The organism is Promicromonospora soli (assembly GCF_014653785.1).
Classification (GTDB): domain Bacteria; phylum Actinomycetota; class Actinomycetes; order Actinomycetales; family Cellulomonadaceae; genus Promicromonospora; species Promicromonospora soli.
Map to the genome: position 1 here is coordinate 631,341 of NZ_BNAS01000002.1, position 18,061 is coordinate 649,401.

Sequence of the window (18,061 nt, forward strand, 5' to 3'; positions counted from 1 at the left end):
GACATCCGCGTCACCTGAGCCGAAGCAGCTCATCGCGAGGCGCCGCCTCCGTATCGGGTTTCCGCCCGACGCCGGAGGCGGCGCCTTTCGCATGCCCGCGTCCAGGACCCGCTACGGTGACCGCGGGCGTCCGGCGGACGCCGGTGGGACAGCTCAGCACGTGACGAACGAAGGACGACCTGTTCAGATGCGGTTCAGTAGCCCCCTGGGTCGCCAGGAGGGCCGGGGTGCCGCTCTACGGCGTCGGCCCGGCCAGCTCATCATCGTCGGCTTTGCCGGCGCGATCGCGGTGGGCACGCTGCTCCTGCTGCTCCCGATCGCGGCGTCGAGCGCGCCGGCCTCGTTCATGGAGGCCCTGTTCACCGCGACGTCGGCCGTATGCGTGACCGGGCTGATCGTCACTGACACGCCAGTGTTCTGGTCCGGGTTCGGCGAGGCCGTGATCCTCGTCCTCATCCAGCTCGGCGGGCTGGGTGTCATGACCGTCGCGTCGCTGCTGGGGGTCCTGGTCTCGCGCCGCCTGGACCTCAGCTCCCGGCTGGTGGCAGCCGAGTCGACGCGCACCGTCGGCCTCGGCGACGTACGCCAGATGCTGGTCCGCGTGGTCATTCTCGCGGCCGTCGTGGAGACCGCCGTGGCCCTCGTCCTGGCGGTCCGCTTCGCGGTCGCGTACGACGAACCGCTCGGCCGGGCGGTCTGGCACGGCGTGTTCCACTCGATCTCCGCGTACAACAACGCGGGCTTCGCCCTCTTCTCGCTCTCCCTGATCGACTTCGTGGCCGACCCCTGGATCTGCGTCCCGATCTGTATCGCCACGATCCTCGGCGGGCTGGGCCTGCCCGTTGTCCTCGAGGTGCTGCGCGAGCGCCGGCGACCGGGCCGGTGGAGCGTACACACCAAGATCACGCTGCTCATGACCGCACTGCTGCTGGCAGGCGGCACGCTGTTCTTTCTCGTGGCCGAGTGGGACAACCCCGCGACCATGGGCACGCTCGACACCGGCGGCCGCATCCTGGCGTCGTTCACGCAGTCGGCACAGGCGCGAACCGCGGGGTACAACTCCGTGAGCACCGGCGACATGCACACCGAGACCTGGCTGGGCACCGTCATCCTCATGTTCATCGGCGGCGGGTCGGCGGGAACCGCGGGCGGCATCAAAGTGACGACGTTCGCCGTGCTCGCCGTGGTGATCTGGTCCGAGCTGCGCGGCGACCCGGACGCCACCGTCTTCGACCGGCGCATCTCGCCCGCCACCCAACGCCAAGCACTCACCATGGCCCTGCTCGCGGTGGCGATCGTCGTTCTCCCCACCCTGTGGATGACGGCGCTCTCGCCGTTCACGGTGGACCAGATCCTCTTCGAGGTGACCTCGGCCTTCACCACTACCGGCCTGTCCACCGGGATCACAGCGCAGCTGGCCTGGTATCACCAGCTCGCGCTCGTGGCGCTCATGTTCATCGGACGGCTCGGACCCGTCACGCTCGGCACCGCGCTGGCCCTACGCGCCAGCAGGCGCCTGTACCGGCTCCCGGAGAGCGCCCCGATCATCGGCTGAGCCCCCTCTTTGTTGTGGGCGCGATCGTTGCGCCTAAAACGGGCAGGTAGTCGCAAGGATCGCGCCCACAACAAAGCGGAGGGTCGTTACTCCGGCCAGTCGCAGTAGTCCGCGATGTAGGCGAACAGGTCGGCGCGCGCGGCGTCGGGCATCGGCAGGTAGAAAACGTGCTGCGGCGTGCCGTCCACGCTCGCGTACACGGGCACGAACGTGCCGCGCTTGTCCTCGCCCACGGCGTGGGCATCGCAGCGGGCCGGCACCACTGGAAAAGTGATCTCCCCGGCGGACCGGGCTGCCAGGTCCCGGCCGCTCCAGCCGGACGTGCCGCGTCTTGGGTTCGGGTTAGCCATGAGGGTCGTCCCGGCGAGCCGGTCGATCGTGACCTCGGGCCCGCCGTCGACCGGCTCGACCCGCACCGTCACCAGGGCGGTCAGCTCACCGCCGCGCGTCTCGACGGGAATGTCGGCGTCCACGGCGAGCTGCGCGCCCGCCTCGACGGCGGCCTGGGCGCAGTCCACCGCATGGTTGCGGGCGAGGTGTCCGGCGGGATCGCCGACCTCGTCGACGACGACGTCGGTGGCCGGACCCAGGTCGTCGTACTCGCCGAGGGCCAGCGTGATCGTGGCCGACGGCGTGGCGTCCGGCACTGGCTCGTCCGGACCGGCCGGGAAGCCTGCGCACTCCGCCTCGCCCAGCCCGACGTGGACGTCCCGCGTCGTACCGGGCCGCAGCGCGATAGTGCGTCCGTCCTTGGCGGGGCGTGACGGTCCGAAGCCGTCGGCTTGTAGGGCCCCGGAGAGGAGCGTCATCGTCTCGTCGGAACTGTTGGTGACCTCCAGGAGGATCTCCCGGTCGGCGTACTGCGTGCGCCCCTGCCCCACCTCGACGCTGAGGTCGGCGGCGACGCCGTCCGGCACGGGACCGAGCGTCGACGACGGCGTCGCGCCGGTGCCCGAGCAGGCGACCGCGACCACGCCGATCATCGTCGTCAGGACGACGATGAGGGCGCGGCCGCGTGGTGATGCGATCAAGCGGTCCTGCGACGGAAGATCGCCTGGGCGATCAGGATCACGATCAAAGCACCGATCACCGAGAACAGCCAGCTCTCCCACGACCAGAACTCGTCCATGGTGACGTCGAACAGGACGCTGCCCAGCCAGCCACCGAGCATGGCTCCGAGCACACCAAGAAGCAGCGTGACCCAGAACCCTCCCGGCTGCTTGCCCGGGATGACGATGCGGGCAATCACACCCGCGATCAGTCCGAGGATCAGAAAGGCTAACCAGCCCATGGCATTCCTCCCGAGTGGTACGGCTTACTTGCTCACTACCTCAGCACTGATCCGGTTCACTTGCCACCGGACCCGCCGATCGATCCCATATCGGGACATTGCGCCCACCGAAGAAGTTGAACCCCGCCGCGCTACAGTTCGGCCGGGCATGGGCCTGAAGCAGTACCGGGGCAAGGACTCCGGGCACGTGACAGCAAGGGAGACCCGATGAACCAGGAGATCGGCACGCAGGCCGCGCCACGGACCGCACGGGAGCGCGTCCGCGCCCTCCTCGAGCGCCGCTGGTTCACCAACCTCGTGCTCGTCGTGATCCTGGTGAACGCCCTGGTGCTCGGCGTGGAAACCATGGTGCGTCGGTCCGCGCTTCAGCCCGTGCTGGAGGTCCTCGACCACATCATGCTCGGCTTCTTCGTGCTCGAGCTTCTCCTGCGATTCTTCGCCTACGGCCGGCGGTTCTTCACCGACCCGTGGAGCGTGTTCGACCTCCTCGTCGTGGGCGTCGCACTGATCCCGGCCAGCGGATCCCTTGCCGCCCTACGAGCCCTGCGGGTGCTGCGGGTGCTGCGGGTGATCACCGTGGTGCCGTCGCTGCGCCGGGTCGTCGACGGCCTGCTGCGGGCCGTGCCGGGGATGGGCGCCGTGGGCGCGCTGCTGGCGCTGGTCATGTACGTCTCGGCGGTCATAGCGACGGGCCTGTTCGACGAAGCCGCGCCCGAGTACTTCGGCCACCTCGGGACATCACTGTTCACGCTCTTCCAGGCCATGACGGGCGAGGCCTGGCCCGACATCGCCCGCGCGGTGATGGAGACCCACCCCTCCGCGTGGATCTTCTTCGTGCTCTACATCCTGGTGGTCGGCTTCGCGGTGCTGAACCTGTTCATCGCGGTCATCGTCAACGGCATGGAGGAGATCTCCGAGGAGGAACGCAAGGACGACCAGCAGAAGGACGAACGCCTCGACAACCTTGCTGCGCAGAACCGGGAGATCCTCGCCGAGCTCCGCTCCCTGCGCGCGAAGCTCGACGAGGACGACGCCGGCGCCGTCGCCTAGTCCAGTACGACGGCGACCAGGTGCGGCGGCCGCACGACCACCCGCCGCACTGCCCGGTCGCCCACGGCGCGGGCCACGGCCGGCCGGGCCCGGGCCATCCGCTCCAGCTCGGCAGGCGCGACGTCCGCGGACACCTGCATCCGGTCCCGCACCTTCCCGTCCACCTGCACCACGGCCTCGACCTCTGTGATCACCAGGAGCGCCGGGTCGACCGTGGGCCACGGCTGCGCCGCGACCGGAGTGGTCCGCCCCAGCCGCTCCCACAGGTCCTGGGCGGTGTGCGGCGCGAACAGGCTCAGCACCACGGCCACGGCTTCGACCGCCTCGCCGTAGGTCTCCGCCCCGGCACCGCCGGCCCCCGACGCCGCCCGCCGCACTTCGCCCACCAGCTCCATCAGTCGTGCGATCGCGACGTTGAACCGCCCCGCCTCGACCAGCCCGTCGATCTCGTGCACGATGCGGTGCACCGTCCGACGCAGGGTGTCGGGTCGGTCAGCGCCGGTCGAGCCTGGCGGCACCAGCCGCAGCACCCGGGCCAGGAACTTCCGCATCGCGTCGGGCGAGACGTCCGCCCAGTCGACGTCGTCCTCCGGCGGCCCGGAGAACAGCATCGCCAGCCGTACCGCGTCGACCCCGTGCCGGTCCAGCTCGGTCGCCAGGTCCACGCCGTTGCCCAGCGACTTGCTCATCGCCCTGCCGTGGTTGACCACCTGGCCCTGGTTCAGCAGGCGCGCGTACGGCTCGGACGAGGGCACCAGACCCATGTCGTACAGCACCTTGGTGACGAACCGCGCGTACAGCAGGTGCATCGTCGCGTGCTCGACGCCGCCCACGTACAGCGCGGCGGGCATCCACCGGGCGGCGTCCTCCGTGCGGAACGGGCCGCCGTCGTACCCGGGCGACAGGTAGCGCAGGAAGTACCAGGACGAGTCCACGAACGTGTCCATCGTGTCGGTGTCCCGTTCGGCCGGGCCGCCGCAACGCGGGCAGGTGGTGGCCACCCAGTCGCGCGCACCGGCCAGGGGAGACACGGCTTCGGTGTCCGACGGCGAAGCCGGCGGCAACAGCTCGGCGCCCTCCAGGTGCGGCAGCTCGACCGGCAGCTCGTCGTCCGGCACCACCACCTCCCCGCACTCCGGGCAGTGGACCACGGGAATCGGCGCTCCCCAGTAGCGCTGCCGGGAGACCAGCCAGTCGTGCAGGCGATAGGTACGGGCGGACTCGCCGCCCGGCCCCACGTCGTCCCGCCGCCCGATCCAGTTGCGCTGCATGGTCAGCACGTGCGCGGGCCAGCCCGCCTCCAGCAGCGTCATGTCGTCCAGCAGGCGGTCCGCGTAGGCGGTGATCCGGAAGAACCACTGCGTCAGGCTGCGGGCGACGACGGCGGTGCCGCAGCGCTCGCACGCGCCGTCGACCACCTGCTCGTTGGCCAGCACCGTGCGGTCCTGCGGGCACCAGTTCACCTCCGCCGCGGCCCGGTAGGCCAGACCCCGCTCGTGCAGGCGGGCGAACAGCCACTGGGTCCAGCGGAAGTACTCCGGCTCGTGGGTGTGCAGGCGACGCGACCAGTCGAACGAGACGCCGAAGCGCCGGATCGACGCCGCCTGGGTGGCGATGTTCGCCTCCGTGTACACGGCCGGGTGCTCGCCACGGCGGATGGCCGCGTTCTCGGCCGGCAGGCCGAACGAGTCCCAGCCGACCGGGTTGAGCACATCGAATCCCTTGGCCCGCCAGTACCGCGCCACGACGTCGGTGATCGCGAACACCTCGGCGTGACCCATGTGCAGGTCTCCCGAGGGGTACGGGAACATCGTCAGCAGGTAGCGGCGGGGGCGGGCGCCGTCGTCGGACGCCTCGAACAGGCGGGCCTCCGCCGGGTCGCTCCCGACGGGTTCACGGGTGGCGCGCTTCTCGCTCATGACTCTCGCTCTCCGGTGCTTGATCGGGTCCGGGCACGAAAAAGCCCCTCGCAAGGAGGGGCGGCCGCACCGGGTGTGCCCGATCGAGGGCGGATCCGGTGCGGCTAGGTAAGCAGCGAGCGTGTGCGCATGTCCCCACGGTACGTGGGCCGGCCGAGGCGGGTAAAGGGAGTTCTCCGTACCGCTGCGTGGTACGAGCGCCGGGTCGGTACGCCGCCGGCGAGGTCCGAGCCGGTGTACGCGCCGTCGAGCGGGAGCCGTGGCCAAGCGCGCCTCAGGCACTCCGAGCCACGGCTCCCGTCCGACGCGTAGCTCGGCCCGCCCCCAGCGAGGTCCGAACTTCGTCCGCGTCGCAGTTAAGACGCGGGCACGTCCCGGAAGTCACAGCACCATGGATGAAATTTCATAAGGCCTAAGTCCTAGGACTACCCGACGACGTCGTCTCGCGCGCGCCGAACGATGCCCCGGGCACTAATTGCCCCGCGAAACGGCGCCCGAACCGGACGTCGCGGGTGAATTGGAAGAAATCGTCGGAAGTACCGACCAGCCGGCCGCTCGAGCGCCCCACGATCACTCCGGAAGGTTGCACAAACCCGGATTCGTGGTGCGATCATTACAGCGAGTCAAAACCGACACTATGCGCAGAGAGGGGCAGGTTCGCGTGACCACCACAGGTGACCTGCGAATCGACGACTGGGTAGTGCACCGCCTCAACGTCGTCCGCTCCGTCGCCGCACGCGTACCCGGTATCGAGGCCGAAGAAGCCACCGGCCGCGCCCTGGAAAAGATGGTCCGCATCGTGTCCACCGGCGGGTCCATCGACGACCCCGCCCCCTACTGGCGACGCGCCGCGGTCAACGAAGCCATCTCCATGACCCGCGCGGCCGGCCGCACCAAACCCGTCGAGGACGACACCTTCGATGGACTCACACCCCCCGTCGCCGGCGGCGAGCTGGACGCCGAACGCCAGGCCGACGTCTCCATGCTCCGTACCGCCCTGTCCGACCTGGCCGACGACGACCGCGAGATCCTGCTCGACCGGCACGTGCACGACAAGGCCGTCGCGCACATCGCCGCAGGTCTCGGCGTCCGCCCCCACGCCGTCACCATGCGCCTACGCCGCGCCGAAGAACGCCTCGCCGGCGCCTTCGCCGCCGCCCACGCCCAACGCGTCGACGCACCCGAGTGCCGAAGCACCCGCGCCGCCATGCACGACTACCTCAAGGGACGCCTCCTGCCCCGCCGGCAGCGACGCCTCGAGGTCCACATGAACGGCTGCGGCGAGTGCACCCGGGCCTTCATCGACGTGCGTGAGGTCTCGTGGATGCTGCGTGACCTGGGCCAGCACCTCATCGGCGGCGGGATCGTCACCGGTGCGATGGGTGGCGCCGCCGGTGCTGCGGACGCGGGGAGAGCGCGTTCGTTCGGCAAGAAGGAGACCGCCGTGGCGGCGGGCGTGCTCGCCGCGCTCGCCATCGGCGGAGGCGCTGCGGCATACGTCGCCAACCAGCCCGCCGCGCCCCCCGTCCAGGCCACCGATGACGCCGGGGCTACCGCCGGTTCCGACGGCGAGGGCGGTGGCGGCGAGGGCTCAACCCCCACCCCGGAGGATCCGACGACGGAGGAGCAGCCCCCGTCGATCCCCCCGCCCGCCGGCCCGCCGCCCCGCCCCGAGACCACGCCCAAGGAGGACGCGGCGCCCGTCGATGAACCCTTGGTGGCGGCGGAGCCAGCGCCCGCTCCCGTGCCCGAGGCCGCGGACGCGCCCGAGCCTCCCGCGACGAGCTCGGGTCCGAGCTCCGCTCCCGGCCCACACCCAGGCGGAGGTACGGACGACCCGCCGCCTGCTGGTCCCGCGGGGCCTGAGCCCGCAGAACCCCCGGCGGAGCCCACGGAACCCCCCGCCGGCCCGCCGCCAGGGACACCGGACCCGCCGAACGTTCCCGAGGACCCGCCCGGCCTCGGCACCGCGCTGGAGGACCTCCTCGTGGAGCTGGGTCTCGGCAACCTGCCCGGTATCGATCTGGCGACCACCACGCTCGACGAGATCTGGGAGCTGTTCGACGGCGCGGCGTCGGACGCCGGCGGCCACGCAGAGTCAGGGTCCGGAGACTGATGGCTGTGCGGGCCTCCTACCAGGCCCGCGTCTCCTCCTTGCTGTGCGCCCGCACAGACCTACTGGGCGAAAGCCCAAGATCACCCCGCGATCACACCCATACCTTCCATGCCTCTGCGATCTTTGGAAGCATGCGTGCCCCAGGTTCCGTGCAACGTGATGCGATGCGGCGCCTTGTCGCGGTCAGGAGGTGGGCAGCGTGACCGTCACCAGCGCAGAGCTCAGCCAGTGGGCAGCACATCGCCGCGCCGTGGTCTTCACGGTGTCTCGGCGTGTTCCCGGGATCGACCCCGAGCTTGCCGCGAGCCGCGGGCTCGAGGTGCTGTGCATCGAGCTCATGAAGCAGGGCGATCTGTCCGACCCCCTCACGTTCTGGAGCACCGCATCGGTGGACGCGGCACTGAAGATGGCGCAGGAGCAAGCCCTGTCCGTCGACGGGTCCCTGGACACCGAGGCGATCACCGCCCCGATCCGGCGCGCGATCGACTTCGAGGTGCTGAACAGTGCGATGGAGAGGCTGCCGGCCGGTGAGCAGCAGATCCTCTGGGACCACCACGTGGGGTCCCGGCCCGTGGCCGCGATCGCGGACGAGATCGGCGTGCTGCCCTATGCCGCCCGACGGCGCCTGCGCCGCGCCGAGAACCGGCTCGCGAGCAGCTTCGCCGAGACGCATGCTGGTTCTACCGATGACCTCGAATGCAGGACCACCCGAGCTTCCATGCATGATTTTGTGCGACACCGCCTCCTGCCTCGCCGCCGGCAGAAGGTCGAGGACCACATGGTCCAGTGCGCCGACTGCACGCGGGCGTTCGTCGACGTGCGCGAGTCGTACTGGATGCTGCGGGCCGCGGCCCCGGTCCTGCTGATCGGTGCCGCAACCGCGGCGGAGACCGGCACGGTGGCCACAGCGGGCGTCACTGCGGCGGGTGCGGGCCTGGGCTGGCTCACGACCCTCGGAACACGGGCGGTCCTGACCGTCCGCAGCGCCCTCACCGATCCGCTCAGCCTGACCGCCACCGTCGCCGGCGGGCTGTTCATCACCACCGCCGTCACGACCGGTGTTGCGGGGTACGCGGACGCGGCGACGTCGTTCTTCGACGCCGGCACTGTCTCTGTCTCCGCGCCGGACCGCGCGGCTCTTCGACACGTCACGCCGATCTCCCTGGCCGAGGACCCGGCGAACATTCCCGACCTGGCCGAGCCCGATCCGCCCGGTCTCGCGAAGAACGGGACGCCGCCGGGCCTGGCCGACAAGGACGGGATACCACCGGGCCTGGCCAAGAAGGACGGCATACCGCCCGGGCAGGGGAGAGAGTCGGACGACCAGGAGGAGACCACCGGGCCGAGAGTCCCGGTCCCGCCTGACCAGGCGGGGAAGGACGACACGCCACCGGGCCTCGCGAAGAAGGACGACATACCGCCCGGGCAGGCGAAAGAGGACGGCACGCCGCCGGGCCTCGCGAAGAAGGACGGCATACCGCCCGGCCACGCGAAAGACGACGGACCGCCCGGCGAAGCGAAGAAGGACGCGCCCGACACCGGCTGGCGCGATGACGTCGGACCTAGCCGGTCGGATCAGACGCGTTCCAGGAGCACCATCACTTCGTAGTGCGCAGTCTGCGGGAACATGTCGAGCAGGCGCGCCCGCACGGGGCGCAGCGACGGCATGGCGGAGAGGTCCTTGGCAAGCGTCGTCGCGTTGCAGCTCGAGTACAGGACGTGGTCGATCACCGAGTTCTCCAGCCAGCCCGCAAGATCCGCGCCGATGCCACGCCGGGGCGGATTCACTATCACCATCTCGGGTAGCTCAGGAGCATCCGGCCCGACGGCGAACGCCGTCGCGTCACCCGCGGCGAACGTGACGTCGCGGAAGCGGCCGGCCCGTTCGCCGTCGCGCAGCTTCTCCACCGTGCCCGAAGCCGCCGTGACGGCCTCGGCGCTGATCTCGATTCCAGTTACCGCGCGCCCGGGCGCTGCGCAGTGCAGCGCGAACCCGCCGACGCCGCAGTACAGGTCCCAGAGGCTCTTCGGGCTCACCTCGTCGACCCAGCTGCGGGCCTGCCGGTAGAGCTCGGTCGCAACCGCCGTGTTGGTCTGGAAGAAGCTCTGCGGGCGCAGGTCCAGGGTGATGTCGTCGATGCGCATCGGGAGCGTGGTGCGCTCGGTGAGCGGGATCTCGAGGTCCCCCTCGAGCACTGCGGCGTGGGCCGGCTGGATGTTCGCCGACGCAACCGCCAGTGCCGGGAGCTCGGCCAGCAGCCAGCCCAGGTGCTTGCGGATCCGCGCTATCGCCTCCTGGGAGCGCAGCACGAACCGAACCATGAGCTCGCCGTCGGGAGACAGGGTGACCAGGAGGTACTTGAGCTCGCCGCGCTGCTGCGCGCGCTTGCCGACGCCCGAGACCTGGTACGGCTCCAGGTTCGCCCGCGTGACGAACGCCGCCAGGGTCCCGAAGGATGCCTGGAGGGCGTCCGGGTAGAGGCCGCAGTCAGTGAGGTCGACGCCGTGGCCGGCCCGGTCCAGGATGCCCAGCACCGGCTCGGCGACCGTGCCGCTGACCACCATCTTCGCCTTGTTCCGGAAGCCCGACTCCACGCTGCTGACCGCCGGGAGCCACGTCAGCTCCGCGCCGGTGGTCGAGCCTGTCGCGACCGAGGCGAGGAGCGTGGCGACGCGCCGCTCCTTGTCGAGCACCTGGGTGGGGTAGTCGATCTCCAGGAGGGTGCAGGAACGGCAGCGGCCTGCATCGTAGTGGGGGCACTGCACGGTTCCATTATCCAGCCCGCGCGCTATCGCCTGGATCACTCCGGCGCGAGGCGGCCCGGAGGCCGCTGAGTCACCCCGTGTACTCGAAGTGCCACGGCTCCTCGCGCCCGCCGCCGGCCCGCGCCCACTCCGGATGGACCCAGCCGTGCTTGGGCCCGTTGGCCGCCAACCATTCGTACTCGGGCTGGCCGAAGCGGAAGCCGTCGTCCACCGGCACGTCGACCGCGGTCCCCCAGCCGTGGTTCGAGGTGCCCGGCTCGGCGACCTGGCCGGCGCCGAACTCGTCGAGCGCCTGGAGCTGCCAGTCGTAGGGCCGGTAGCCGTACTCCACGCGCAGCGGCTTGCCGAACTCGGCCTCGAACGCCGCGCCGACCTTCTTGAGGTCCTCGGCGGCGTCGCAGCGCAGGTACTGGTTCTGCCCCTCGGGCCCCACCCCTACCTTGCACAGCTTCTTCTGCACGAGCCGCCCGTTGGAGCCGTCCGCGACGGTGGCGCGCGCGTTCCACGCAGCCGACTCGATGGCCAAGCGGGCGGCCTCACGCCGCTGGCCGAGCTCGGTCACGGAGCCCAGGCTGTTCGGATTCGCACTGGCCGCGAGCGCCGCCTGGCCCTCCGCGCGATGGGTCGAGAGCGTCTTGCGGACGCCCTCGGGAGCGCCGGCGCTCTTGGTCCAGTCGAGCGTGTACTGGGAGTCGCGCACGGAGACCTTGAGCTGCGCCGTCACCGACGACAGGGTCGTCTTCGCCTTCTTCAGCTGTGCGGCGTTCTTCTTCGCCTGTTCGGCCGCCGCCTGGGCCTTCGCCTCGGCGTCGTTGCGGTCCTCCTGCCACTGCAGGTGGGACGCCTGCACGAGAGCCGTCGCCGACGCGAGCGCCGTCGACGTGGTGCGCATGGTGATCGCCCACTCGGTCGCCCGCGCCTCCAGGGCGCCGATGTCCTCGGGAGCGTCGAGCCCGTCGGCACCGGCCTCGGGAACTGGCGGCGCCTCGATGGCGCCGAGCTTCTTGGCTGCGGCGACGTGTCCGGCCAGCTCGGCGCGGACGGCGTCGTCGGTCACCTTGCCCTTCGAGGCCGCGAGGGCCTGCTCCGCTGCCGCGATCTGCTCGGCCAGGCCCTCCTGGGCCGTGCGTCCCTCGTCGACTGCCTGCACGACGTCGGCGCGGGCGTCCGTCAGCTGTTCCAGGTCACGCTCGTTCCCGGCGTGGACGAGCGCGAACACGATGGTGCCGACGAGCGCCGCTGCCGCCGCGATCAGGAAGACGAACAGTGGCCGCATGGACCCGCCGTCCGAGCGCTCGTTCGCCCAAGCTCCGCCCGGTACCCCGGGCGAGGACTCGACCGGAACATCAGGCGACAGGCCGGGCGAGGACGGGCTCGGCGTGTCCACTGAGGACGGTTCGGGCGGCGGTCCGGAGAGTGTGGGCGGCTCCACGTTCAGGGGCATGGGCCGAAGTTTGGCGAATCTGGGACGCGGGCGCTAGTCGCCCGCCCGCTCTGCAAGGTCCTTGAGCTTGTCGACGTACGCCGCGACCTCGCCTGTCTGCCAGTCAGGGATGTTCGTGTTGTCGGCGCGGAGGCCCACGGACTGGTCGGTCAGCTCGCGCAGGATGTCCGCGTGGCCGGCGTGCCGGGCGATCTCGTCGGTCACGTGGATGATGAGACGGAACAGTGTGACGTCGCCGGTCTTCCACCAGGACACCCGTCCGACCTTGTCCAGCGGCAGCGTGTCGATGGTCTCGTCGCAGAACGCCCAGGCCCGCTCGTAGAAGTCCACGACCGAGGCGACCGACTCGTCCGGCGTCGCGTACCAGTCGGCCTGCGGGTCCTTTTCCCAGTCCTCGTTGGAGACGAGCTCCTCCGGGTTGGGCCACTCCCGCCCGAAGCACAAGCCGAGGTAGCCGATCTCGATGTTGGCGCAGTGCTTGACGAGGCCCAGCAGGTTGTTGCCCGAGGGCACCAGGGGCCAGCGCGCCTGCTTCTCCGTGAGGCCCTCGAGCTTCCACACGAGGGCCTCACGCGATTCGTGGAGGTACTTCTTCAGGATCTCCTTCTGCTCGAGCTCTGCCGCGTTGCTCGCTGTCCCGCCGGTCGTCTGCGCCATGTGGCCAGTGTGTCCCCCGCCACTGACATCAACGAACGATCAGCGGACCCGGGACCGCCTCTTGGGCTTCCGGTGGATCCACCATTCGGCGAACATGAGGTTGACGATCCACGACACCCACGCGGACGCGACCGCCGCGCCCTCGATCTCGGGGGAGCCGAACCCGATGTCCGGGTCGGTGAGCGCCCCTGGGGCGTAGGCCGCGATGAGCACCGTGGACCAGAACCGGTTGGTCACGATCGAGAAGGCCAGCGCGGTGCTCCTGACCATCCACTCCCGATGGTCCGCGAAGCGCCGCTGCCGCACGGCGCGGTAGCCGAGAAGGGTGAACGTCAGGAGCAGCACGCCCAGGAACGTGTTCGCCACCTGCTGCGCCACCCCGCCGCTCGGGAACTGGGCGACCACCAGCGCCGCGATACTGGTGGGAATCGCGGAGGCGACATAGACGCGCCCGCTCCACCGGTGCACGCGCGGGTGGTGGGCGCGCAGCCAGGGCCAGAGCTGCAGCACGGCGGCACTCAGCATCACCGATCCCGTGAAGATGTGGGTCACCAGAGCCGGGTAGAACGCCGGACCGCGGTCCGTCGGGACCAGGGAGCGCGCCGGGTCAAGGCCCACGTAGCGCGGCAGGGCCGTCGCGAGGAACACCGCCGTGACGATGGCCAGCGGCGCTATCCAGGGGCGGCGCCACCAGCTGACCGTCCCGGGCGGACGGGCTGGGGCCGTCGTCGTCGTGTCGGTTGCCATGTCATACCTGCTTTCGCCAGGCCGGATGAGTCGGTTGGAGCGAACGGTTCAGCGCCGGGCACGGAAGGCCAGGCCGGCCGCCACCGCGAAGGCGAGCCCGAGGCCAAGGCACCAGACGACGGCGAGCACAGCGACGCCGGCGGGGTCGGCCACCGTCGGGACGTCGCCCGAGACCAGCCCGCGGACCGTCTCGATCACGGGCGTCACCGGCTGGTGCCCCGCGAACCCACGCAGCCAGCCCGGCAGCGTGTCGACGGGTACGAACGCGCTCGACGCGTAGGGCAGGAACATCACGAAGAAGGAGAAGCCGCCGGCCGCGTCGGGCGACCGGACCAGCACGCCGACGAGCGCGGCGAGCCAGGTGATCCACCCGACGAAGAGCAGGATCATCCCCACCGCGGCGAGCCACTCCAGCGGGGAGGCCTCCGGCCGGAACCCCATCAGGATCGACACGCCGAACACGACGGTGGTGGTGACCAGGTTCTTCACGAGGCTCGCCACCACGTGCCCGGACAGCACGGTCCAGGCGGTGACGGGCATCGACCGGAGCCGTTCGACCATGCCGCTCGACATGTCGTGCTCCACCGCCAGCGCCGTGTTCGCGGCGCCGAACCCGGCCGCCAGCAGGATCACGCCCGGTGTCACGTAGTTGATGTATTCGGTGCCGGTGTCCATGGCGCCGCCGAAGATGAGCACGAACATCAGCAGGATGATCACGGGCAGCAGCACCGCGGTGATCATCGCGTCCACGTCGCGCGAGACGAGGCGCAGGCCGCGAACGGTCATGGTCGAGACGTCTCTGAGCACGTAGGTCATGCCGCCACCCCCGCGGATCGCGCCGAGCGCTCCTGGCCGACGTGCCCGGTCAGGGCGAGGAAGACGTCGTCGAGGCTGGGCGCGCGCACCTCCCAGTGGTCGGGCGTCACCCCGGTCGCCTCGACCGCGGACAGCACGGACCGCACGTGCGCGACCGAGCCGTCCGTGGGCACCCGCACCCGCGCGCCGTCGATGGTGGCCGCGAGCGCCGGGGCCACCAGGCCGGCGTCGGACGCGGAGGCGAAGGTGAGCTCGACGCCCGCCTCGCCCACGTCGCGCTTGAGCTGGGCGGGTGTGCCGTCGGCGACGATGCGGCCGCCGTCCACCAGCGCTACCCGCTGGGCGAGCCGGTCGGCCTCCTCGAGGTACTGGGTGGTCAGGAACACGCTGGTGCCGTCGGAGACCACGCCCCGGACGACGTCCCACAGTGCCTGCTGGGATCGCGGGTCGAGACCCGTGGTGGGCTCGTCGAGGAACATGACCCGCGGCCGGGTCAGCAGGCCCGCCGCGAGGTCGAGCCGACGCCGCATGCCGCCGGACCAGGTGATCACGCGCCGGCTCGCCGCGTCGGCCAGGTCGAAGACCGTGAGCAGCTCCGCGACGCGGTCCCGCACCACGCGGCGGGGGAGATGAGCGAGGTGGCCCATCATCGTGAGGTTCTCGGCCCCCGACAGCTTGTCGTCGACGGCGACCTGCTGCCCCGTGAGGCTGATGATCTCGCGGACGCGTCGCGCGTCCCGCACCACGTCGAACCCGGCCACGGTCGCGCGACCCGCATCGGGCCGCAGCAGCGTGGACAGGATGCGGACCGTGGTGGTCTTGCCCGCGCCGTTGGGCCCGAGCAGCGCGAGCACCGCTCCCTCCTCGAGCTCCAGGTCGAGCCCGTCCAGTACCGGCGGGCTCGTCGAGCCCTGCCTCCCGAAGGACTTGTGCAGGCCTTCGGCCGTGACGATCGCAGCCATGATCTTCCTCTCTCGACGGTTACTGTGTATGTCTTACGCGTTTTAGTGTGGAGCGTAAACAGTATGCGGTCAAGAGAGTTTCGGGTCGGAGTACGCCGCGCGGCAGGGCAGGATGGGAGCTGATGAGCACCGACACCACTCCCGGATCGTCAGACCGGCCGCAGGTTCCGGCCGACCAGCCGCAGGACGCGGGGGCGACCGGCGAGCTGCCCGCCGTCGTGCGGCGTCTGTGGGGGGCCGACGCGCCGCGGCGGCGCGGGCCCAAGCCCGCGCTGTCCACCGGGCAGATCGTCCAGGCAGCGATAGACCTGGCCGACGCCGAGGGCCTCGCCAGCGTCTCGATGGCGCGCATCGCGGAGGCCGTCGGGTACACGCCGATGGCCCTGTACCGGCACGTGTCCGGCAAGGACGAGCTGCTGGTCCTGATGGCGGACGCCGTGGCGAAGGACCTGCCCGACCTGCCGGCCGGCGTCGGCTGGCGCGCCGGGCTCGAGGCCTGGACACGTGCCCAGATCGACATGGGGCTGGACCGGCCGTGGTTCCTGGACCTGCCGCTGTCCGCCGCGCCGCCGGGGCCCAACCGGGTGCGCTGGATGGACCAGGCGTTCGGTGTGCTGCGCGGGCTCGACCTACCGGCCGACGAGAAGCTCGCCATCGTGGGCCTGCTCGCCCAGCACGTGCTGGGCGAGGCCCGCGTGCACATCGAGACCCGCCGCGCGGCGGCCCAGCGGGTGCGTCAGGAGGCCGGGCTGCCCGACACCACCCCCGACTCCGAGCTCGACCCCGCAGCGATCGAGGCCGCCGATCCCTACGCGGACTTCGACACCATGATCGCCCGGCTTGCCGATCCAACGACATACCCGCACCTGTTCGAGGCGTTCGCGGCATGGACGGGGACGTCGACGGACGGGCCCACCGAGGACGACATCACGTTCGGGATCGGCGTAGTGCTCGACGGCATCGAGGCCTTCCTCAGGCGCCGCGGCGCGCTTCCTGACGACGGCTCATGAGCCCCTCCGCACCGCGGCCCAACGGTTCTGGCGCGACCACAGGCAGCGGTTTTCGGACGTTGTACACAGGCGGACCGCCGGAGGGTGTGGAGCGTCGGAGGCGTGAGTCAGAGTGGTGTCCGTGACAAGCAACCCCGGGACAGACACCAGGACGGTGGCCATGGAAGCAGAGACAGCCGCCCGCTGCTTCGGCGACGGCGACCCGCTGTACGCGGCGTACCACGACAACGAGTGGGGACTGCCCGTGCACGGCGAGCCGGCCCTGCTGGAGCGCATAGCCCTGGAGGGCTTCCAGTCCGGGCTCTCCTGGATCACCGTGCTGCGCAAGCGTCCCGCATTCCGCGAGGTCTTCGCCGGTTTTGACCCGGAGCAGGTGGCGGCCTTCGGGCCCGACGACGTCGAGCGGCTGCTCGCCGACGCCCGGATCATCCGTAACCGCATGAAGATCGAGGCCACCATCGACAACGCGCGAGCCGTGGTCGCGCTGCACGACTCGGGACGCACGCTCGACGAGCTGTTCTGGTCCTTCGCCCCCGATCCGACCGCGCGTCAACGTGCGTCCACCTTCGGCGACGTGCCGGCCTGGACCGCCGAGTCGAAGGCCATGAGCAAGGCGATGAAGAAGGAGGGGTTCCGGTTCATCGGCCCCACCACTGCCTACGCGGCCATGCAGGCGTGCGGCCTGGTGGACGACCACCTGGCCACGTGCCCGGTGGTGCTCGGCCGCGCCGGCGCGGCTGAGCACGGGGCGGCTACCTGAGGGTCACAGCTCGGCGCACGGCTCCACCACCGGGACCACGGCGTCGCGCACCCACTCGGCCAGCGACGTAGCCGGTGGCCGCAGGATCACCGTGTCTACGCCGTGCTCGGCGAAGCCGCGCATCTCGGCGACGAAGTCCGCGGTACCGCCCGGGACGAGCGGCGCCCCGCGGTGCAGCATCGTGACACGGATGTCGGCGGGGTCGCGGCCGACGTCGGCGCAGTGGCGGTGCAGCACGTCGAGCAGGTGACGCAGCCGCTCGGGGGTCTCGGCGAACAGGTTGCACGCGTCGGCGTACTGCGCGACGAGCCGGAGCGTCCTCTTCTCCCCGGACCCGCCGATCATGATCTCCGGGCCGGACAGCGGCGGGGGCGAGCACAGCGTCTCGGCGAGCTGGTAGTGCTTGCCCTCGAACGGGCCGTTGTTGTCCAGGTCGTACATCTGGCGAGCGATCAGGACCGTCTCCTCGAGCATCTCGAAGCGGTCCTTGAGCGGCGGGAACGGCACCCCGAGGGCCGCATGCTCCTTGGCGTACCAGGCGGCGCCCACGCCGTAGGTCGCGCGCCCGCCGGAGACCACGTCGAGCGACGCGACGATCTTCGCCAGCAGGCCCGGGTAGCGGTACGTCACTCCCGTGACCAGCGCGCCGAGCTGCACCTTCTCGGTCACCCCGGCCAGGTAGCCCAGGGTCGTGTATGCCTCCAGCATCGGGTCCGACGCCGGGAAGCCCTGATGCTCCATCTGAAAGTAGTGGTCCATCACGGAGATCCACGAGACGCCGCCCTCGTCCGCGTACCGGGCGGCGTCCGCCAGCTCGGTACGCATCCGGGCGGGCTCCATCGAGTCGAAACGCATGAAGTGGGTGCCGATTCGCATGCCCCCGATCCTCCTACGCCGTCGCGGAGCAGGCCAGCCCTTCCGTCTGCCCAGGACGCGCACGCGCGAGCAGGTGGAGCCTGGCGCCCCTG

General features: G+C 70.8%; 16 protein-coding genes. 6 read left to right on the top strand and 10 right to left on the bottom strand.

Annotated features, from left to right (window positions below):
* Positions 1-187: 187 nt before the first annotated feature.
* Positions 188-1,555 carry a TrkH family potassium uptake protein gene (locus tag IE250_RS08645; RefSeq protein WP_189668851.1) on the top strand — a complete coding sequence of 456 codons (1,368 nt, stop codon included), beginning with the start codon at positions 188-190 and terminating at the stop codon, positions 1,553-1,555.
* Between the two features lie 86 nt (positions 1,556-1,641).
* Here the strand turns inward: IE250_RS08645 and IE250_RS08650 are convergent, their stop codons facing one another.
* Positions 1,642-2,586: a hypothetical protein gene (locus IE250_RS08650; protein ID WP_189668852.1), complete on the bottom strand. Its 945-nt coding sequence runs from the start codon at positions 2,584-2,586 to the stop codon at positions 1,642-1,644.
* On the bottom strand, positions 2,583-2,846 hold the full coding sequence (locus tag IE250_RS08655; protein ID WP_189668853.1) for a GlsB/YeaQ/YmgE family stress response membrane protein: 264 nt from the start codon (positions 2,844-2,846) through the stop codon (positions 2,583-2,585). Before IE250_RS08655 ends, IE250_RS08650 begins: the two co-directional genes overlap by 4 nt.
* A 207-nt stretch (positions 2,847-3,053) precedes the next feature.
* Here IE250_RS08655 and IE250_RS08660 point away from each other — a divergent pair, with 207 nt between their 5' ends.
* The gene (locus tag IE250_RS08660; protein WP_189668854.1) at positions 3,054-3,896 is read left to right on the top strand and encodes an ion transporter; all 843 of its coding nucleotides are present in this window, start codon (positions 3,054-3,056) and stop codon (positions 3,894-3,896) included.
* On the opposite strand, the gene IE250_RS08665 is transcribed toward IE250_RS08660, so the two are convergent.
* Positions 3,893-5,815: a class I tRNA ligase family protein gene (locus IE250_RS08665; protein WP_189668855.1), complete on the bottom strand. Its 1,923-nt coding sequence runs from the start codon at positions 5,813-5,815 to the stop codon at positions 3,893-3,895. The two genes, IE250_RS08660 and IE250_RS08665, sit on opposite strands and share 4 nt — an antisense overlap.
* Before the next feature lie 661 nt (positions 5,816-6,476).
* Here IE250_RS08665 and IE250_RS08670 point away from each other — a divergent pair.
* A complete protein-coding gene (locus IE250_RS08670; RefSeq protein ID WP_189668856.1) occupies positions 6,477-7,931 on the top strand; it encodes an RNA polymerase sigma factor in 1,455 nt (484 codons plus the stop codon).
* A gap of 199 nt (positions 7,932-8,130) precedes the next feature.
* Complete coding sequence (locus IE250_RS08675) at positions 8,131-9,540, top strand: zf-HC2 domain-containing protein (protein ID WP_189668857.1); 1,410 nt, start codon at positions 8,131-8,133, stop codon at positions 9,538-9,540.
* Here IE250_RS08675 and rlmC read toward each other — a convergent pair.
* The 6 genes from rlmC to IE250_RS08705 form a co-directional block, all read right to left on the bottom strand.
* A complete protein-coding gene (gene rlmC / locus IE250_RS08680) occupies positions 9,507-10,697 on the bottom strand; it encodes a 23S rRNA (uracil(747)-C(5))-methyltransferase RlmC (RefSeq protein ID WP_189668858.1) in 1,191 nt (396 codons plus the stop codon). The genes IE250_RS08675 and rlmC overlap by 34 nt on opposite strands.
* Before the next feature lie 70 nt (positions 10,698-10,767).
* A complete protein-coding gene (locus IE250_RS08685) occupies positions 10,768-12,141 on the bottom strand; it encodes a M15 family metallopeptidase (protein ID WP_189668859.1) in 1,374 nt (457 codons plus the stop codon).
* 33 nt (positions 12,142-12,174) lie between these two features.
* Complete coding sequence (locus IE250_RS08690) at positions 12,175-12,798, bottom strand: DinB family protein (protein ID WP_189668860.1); 624 nt, start codon at positions 12,796-12,798, stop codon at positions 12,175-12,177.
* A gap of 39 nt (positions 12,799-12,837) precedes the next feature.
* Positions 12,838-13,545, bottom strand: a complete 708-nt coding sequence (locus tag IE250_RS08695; RefSeq protein WP_189668861.1) for a DUF2306 domain-containing protein — start codon at positions 13,543-13,545, stop codon at positions 12,838-12,840.
* A 48-nt stretch (positions 13,546-13,593) separates the two neighbouring features.
* Positions 13,594-14,361, bottom strand: a complete 768-nt coding sequence (locus IE250_RS08700) for an ABC transporter permease (RefSeq protein WP_189668862.1) — start codon at positions 14,359-14,361, stop codon at positions 13,594-13,596.
* The gene (locus IE250_RS08705; RefSeq protein ID WP_189668863.1) at positions 14,358-15,323 is read right to left on the bottom strand and encodes an ATP-binding cassette domain-containing protein; all 966 of its coding nucleotides are present in this window, start codon (positions 15,321-15,323) and stop codon (positions 14,358-14,360) included. Before IE250_RS08705 ends, IE250_RS08700 begins: the two co-directional genes overlap by 4 nt.
* A 122-nt stretch (positions 15,324-15,445) precedes the next feature.
* Here IE250_RS08705 and IE250_RS08710 point away from each other — a divergent pair, with 122 nt between their 5' ends.
* Positions 15,446-16,333 carry a TetR/AcrR family transcriptional regulator gene (locus IE250_RS08710; protein WP_189668864.1) on the top strand — a complete coding sequence of 296 codons (888 nt, stop codon included), beginning with the start codon at positions 15,446-15,448 and terminating at the stop codon, positions 16,331-16,333.
* 160 nt (positions 16,334-16,493) lie between these two features.
* Positions 16,494-17,093 (top strand): DNA-3-methyladenine glycosylase I, encoded by a 600-nt coding sequence (locus IE250_RS08715; protein WP_189668865.1) that lies wholly within the window; start codon positions 16,494-16,496, stop codon positions 17,091-17,093.
* 3 nt (positions 17,094-17,096) lie between these two features.
* On the opposite strand, the gene IE250_RS08720 is transcribed toward IE250_RS08715, so the two are convergent.
* Positions 17,097-17,969, bottom strand: a complete 873-nt coding sequence (locus IE250_RS08720; RefSeq protein WP_189668866.1) for an LLM class F420-dependent oxidoreductase — start codon at positions 17,967-17,969, stop codon at positions 17,097-17,099.
* Positions 17,970-18,061: the final 92 nt, after the last annotated feature.

Excerpts from the sequence above, each read along its gene's own strand:
- IE250_RS08645 (WP_189668851.1), top strand. The coding sequence starts at position 188 with ATGCGGTTCAGTAGCCCCCTGGGTCGCCAGGAGGGCCGGGGTGCCGCT.
- IE250_RS08655 (WP_189668853.1), bottom strand. The coding sequence starts at position 2,846 with ATGGGCTGGTTAGCCTTTCTGATCCTCGGACTGATCGCGGGTGTGATT.
- IE250_RS08660 (WP_189668854.1), top strand. The coding sequence starts at position 3,054 with ATGAACCAGGAGATCGGCACGCAGGCCGCGCCACGGACCGCACGGGAG.
- IE250_RS08665 (WP_189668855.1), bottom strand. The coding sequence starts at position 5,815 with ATGAGCGAGAAGCGCGCCACCCGTGAACCCGTCGGGAGCGACCCGGCG.
- IE250_RS08685 (WP_189668859.1), bottom strand. The coding sequence starts at position 12,141 with ATGCCCCTGAACGTGGAGCCGCCCACACTCTCCGGACCGCCGCCCGAA.
- IE250_RS08690 (WP_189668860.1), bottom strand. The coding sequence starts at position 12,798 with ATGGCGCAGACGACCGGCGGGACAGCGAGCAACGCGGCAGAGCTCGAG.
- IE250_RS08695 (WP_189668861.1), bottom strand. The coding sequence starts at position 13,545 with ATGGCAACCGACACGACGACGACGGCCCCAGCCCGTCCGCCCGGGACG.
- IE250_RS08700 (WP_189668862.1), bottom strand. The coding sequence starts at position 14,361 with ATGACCTACGTGCTCAGAGACGTCTCGACCATGACCGTTCGCGGCCTG.
- IE250_RS08705 (WP_189668863.1), bottom strand. The coding sequence starts at position 15,323 with ATGGCTGCGATCGTCACGGCCGAAGGCCTGCACAAGTCCTTCGGGAGG.
- IE250_RS08710 (WP_189668864.1), top strand. The coding sequence starts at position 15,446 with ATGAGCACCGACACCACTCCCGGATCGTCAGACCGGCCGCAGGTTCCG.
- IE250_RS08715 (WP_189668865.1), top strand. The coding sequence starts at position 16,494 with ATGGAAGCAGAGACAGCCGCCCGCTGCTTCGGCGACGGCGACCCGCTG.
- IE250_RS08720 (WP_189668866.1), bottom strand. The coding sequence starts at position 17,969 with ATGCGAATCGGCACCCACTTCATGCGTTTCGACTCGATGGAGCCCGCC.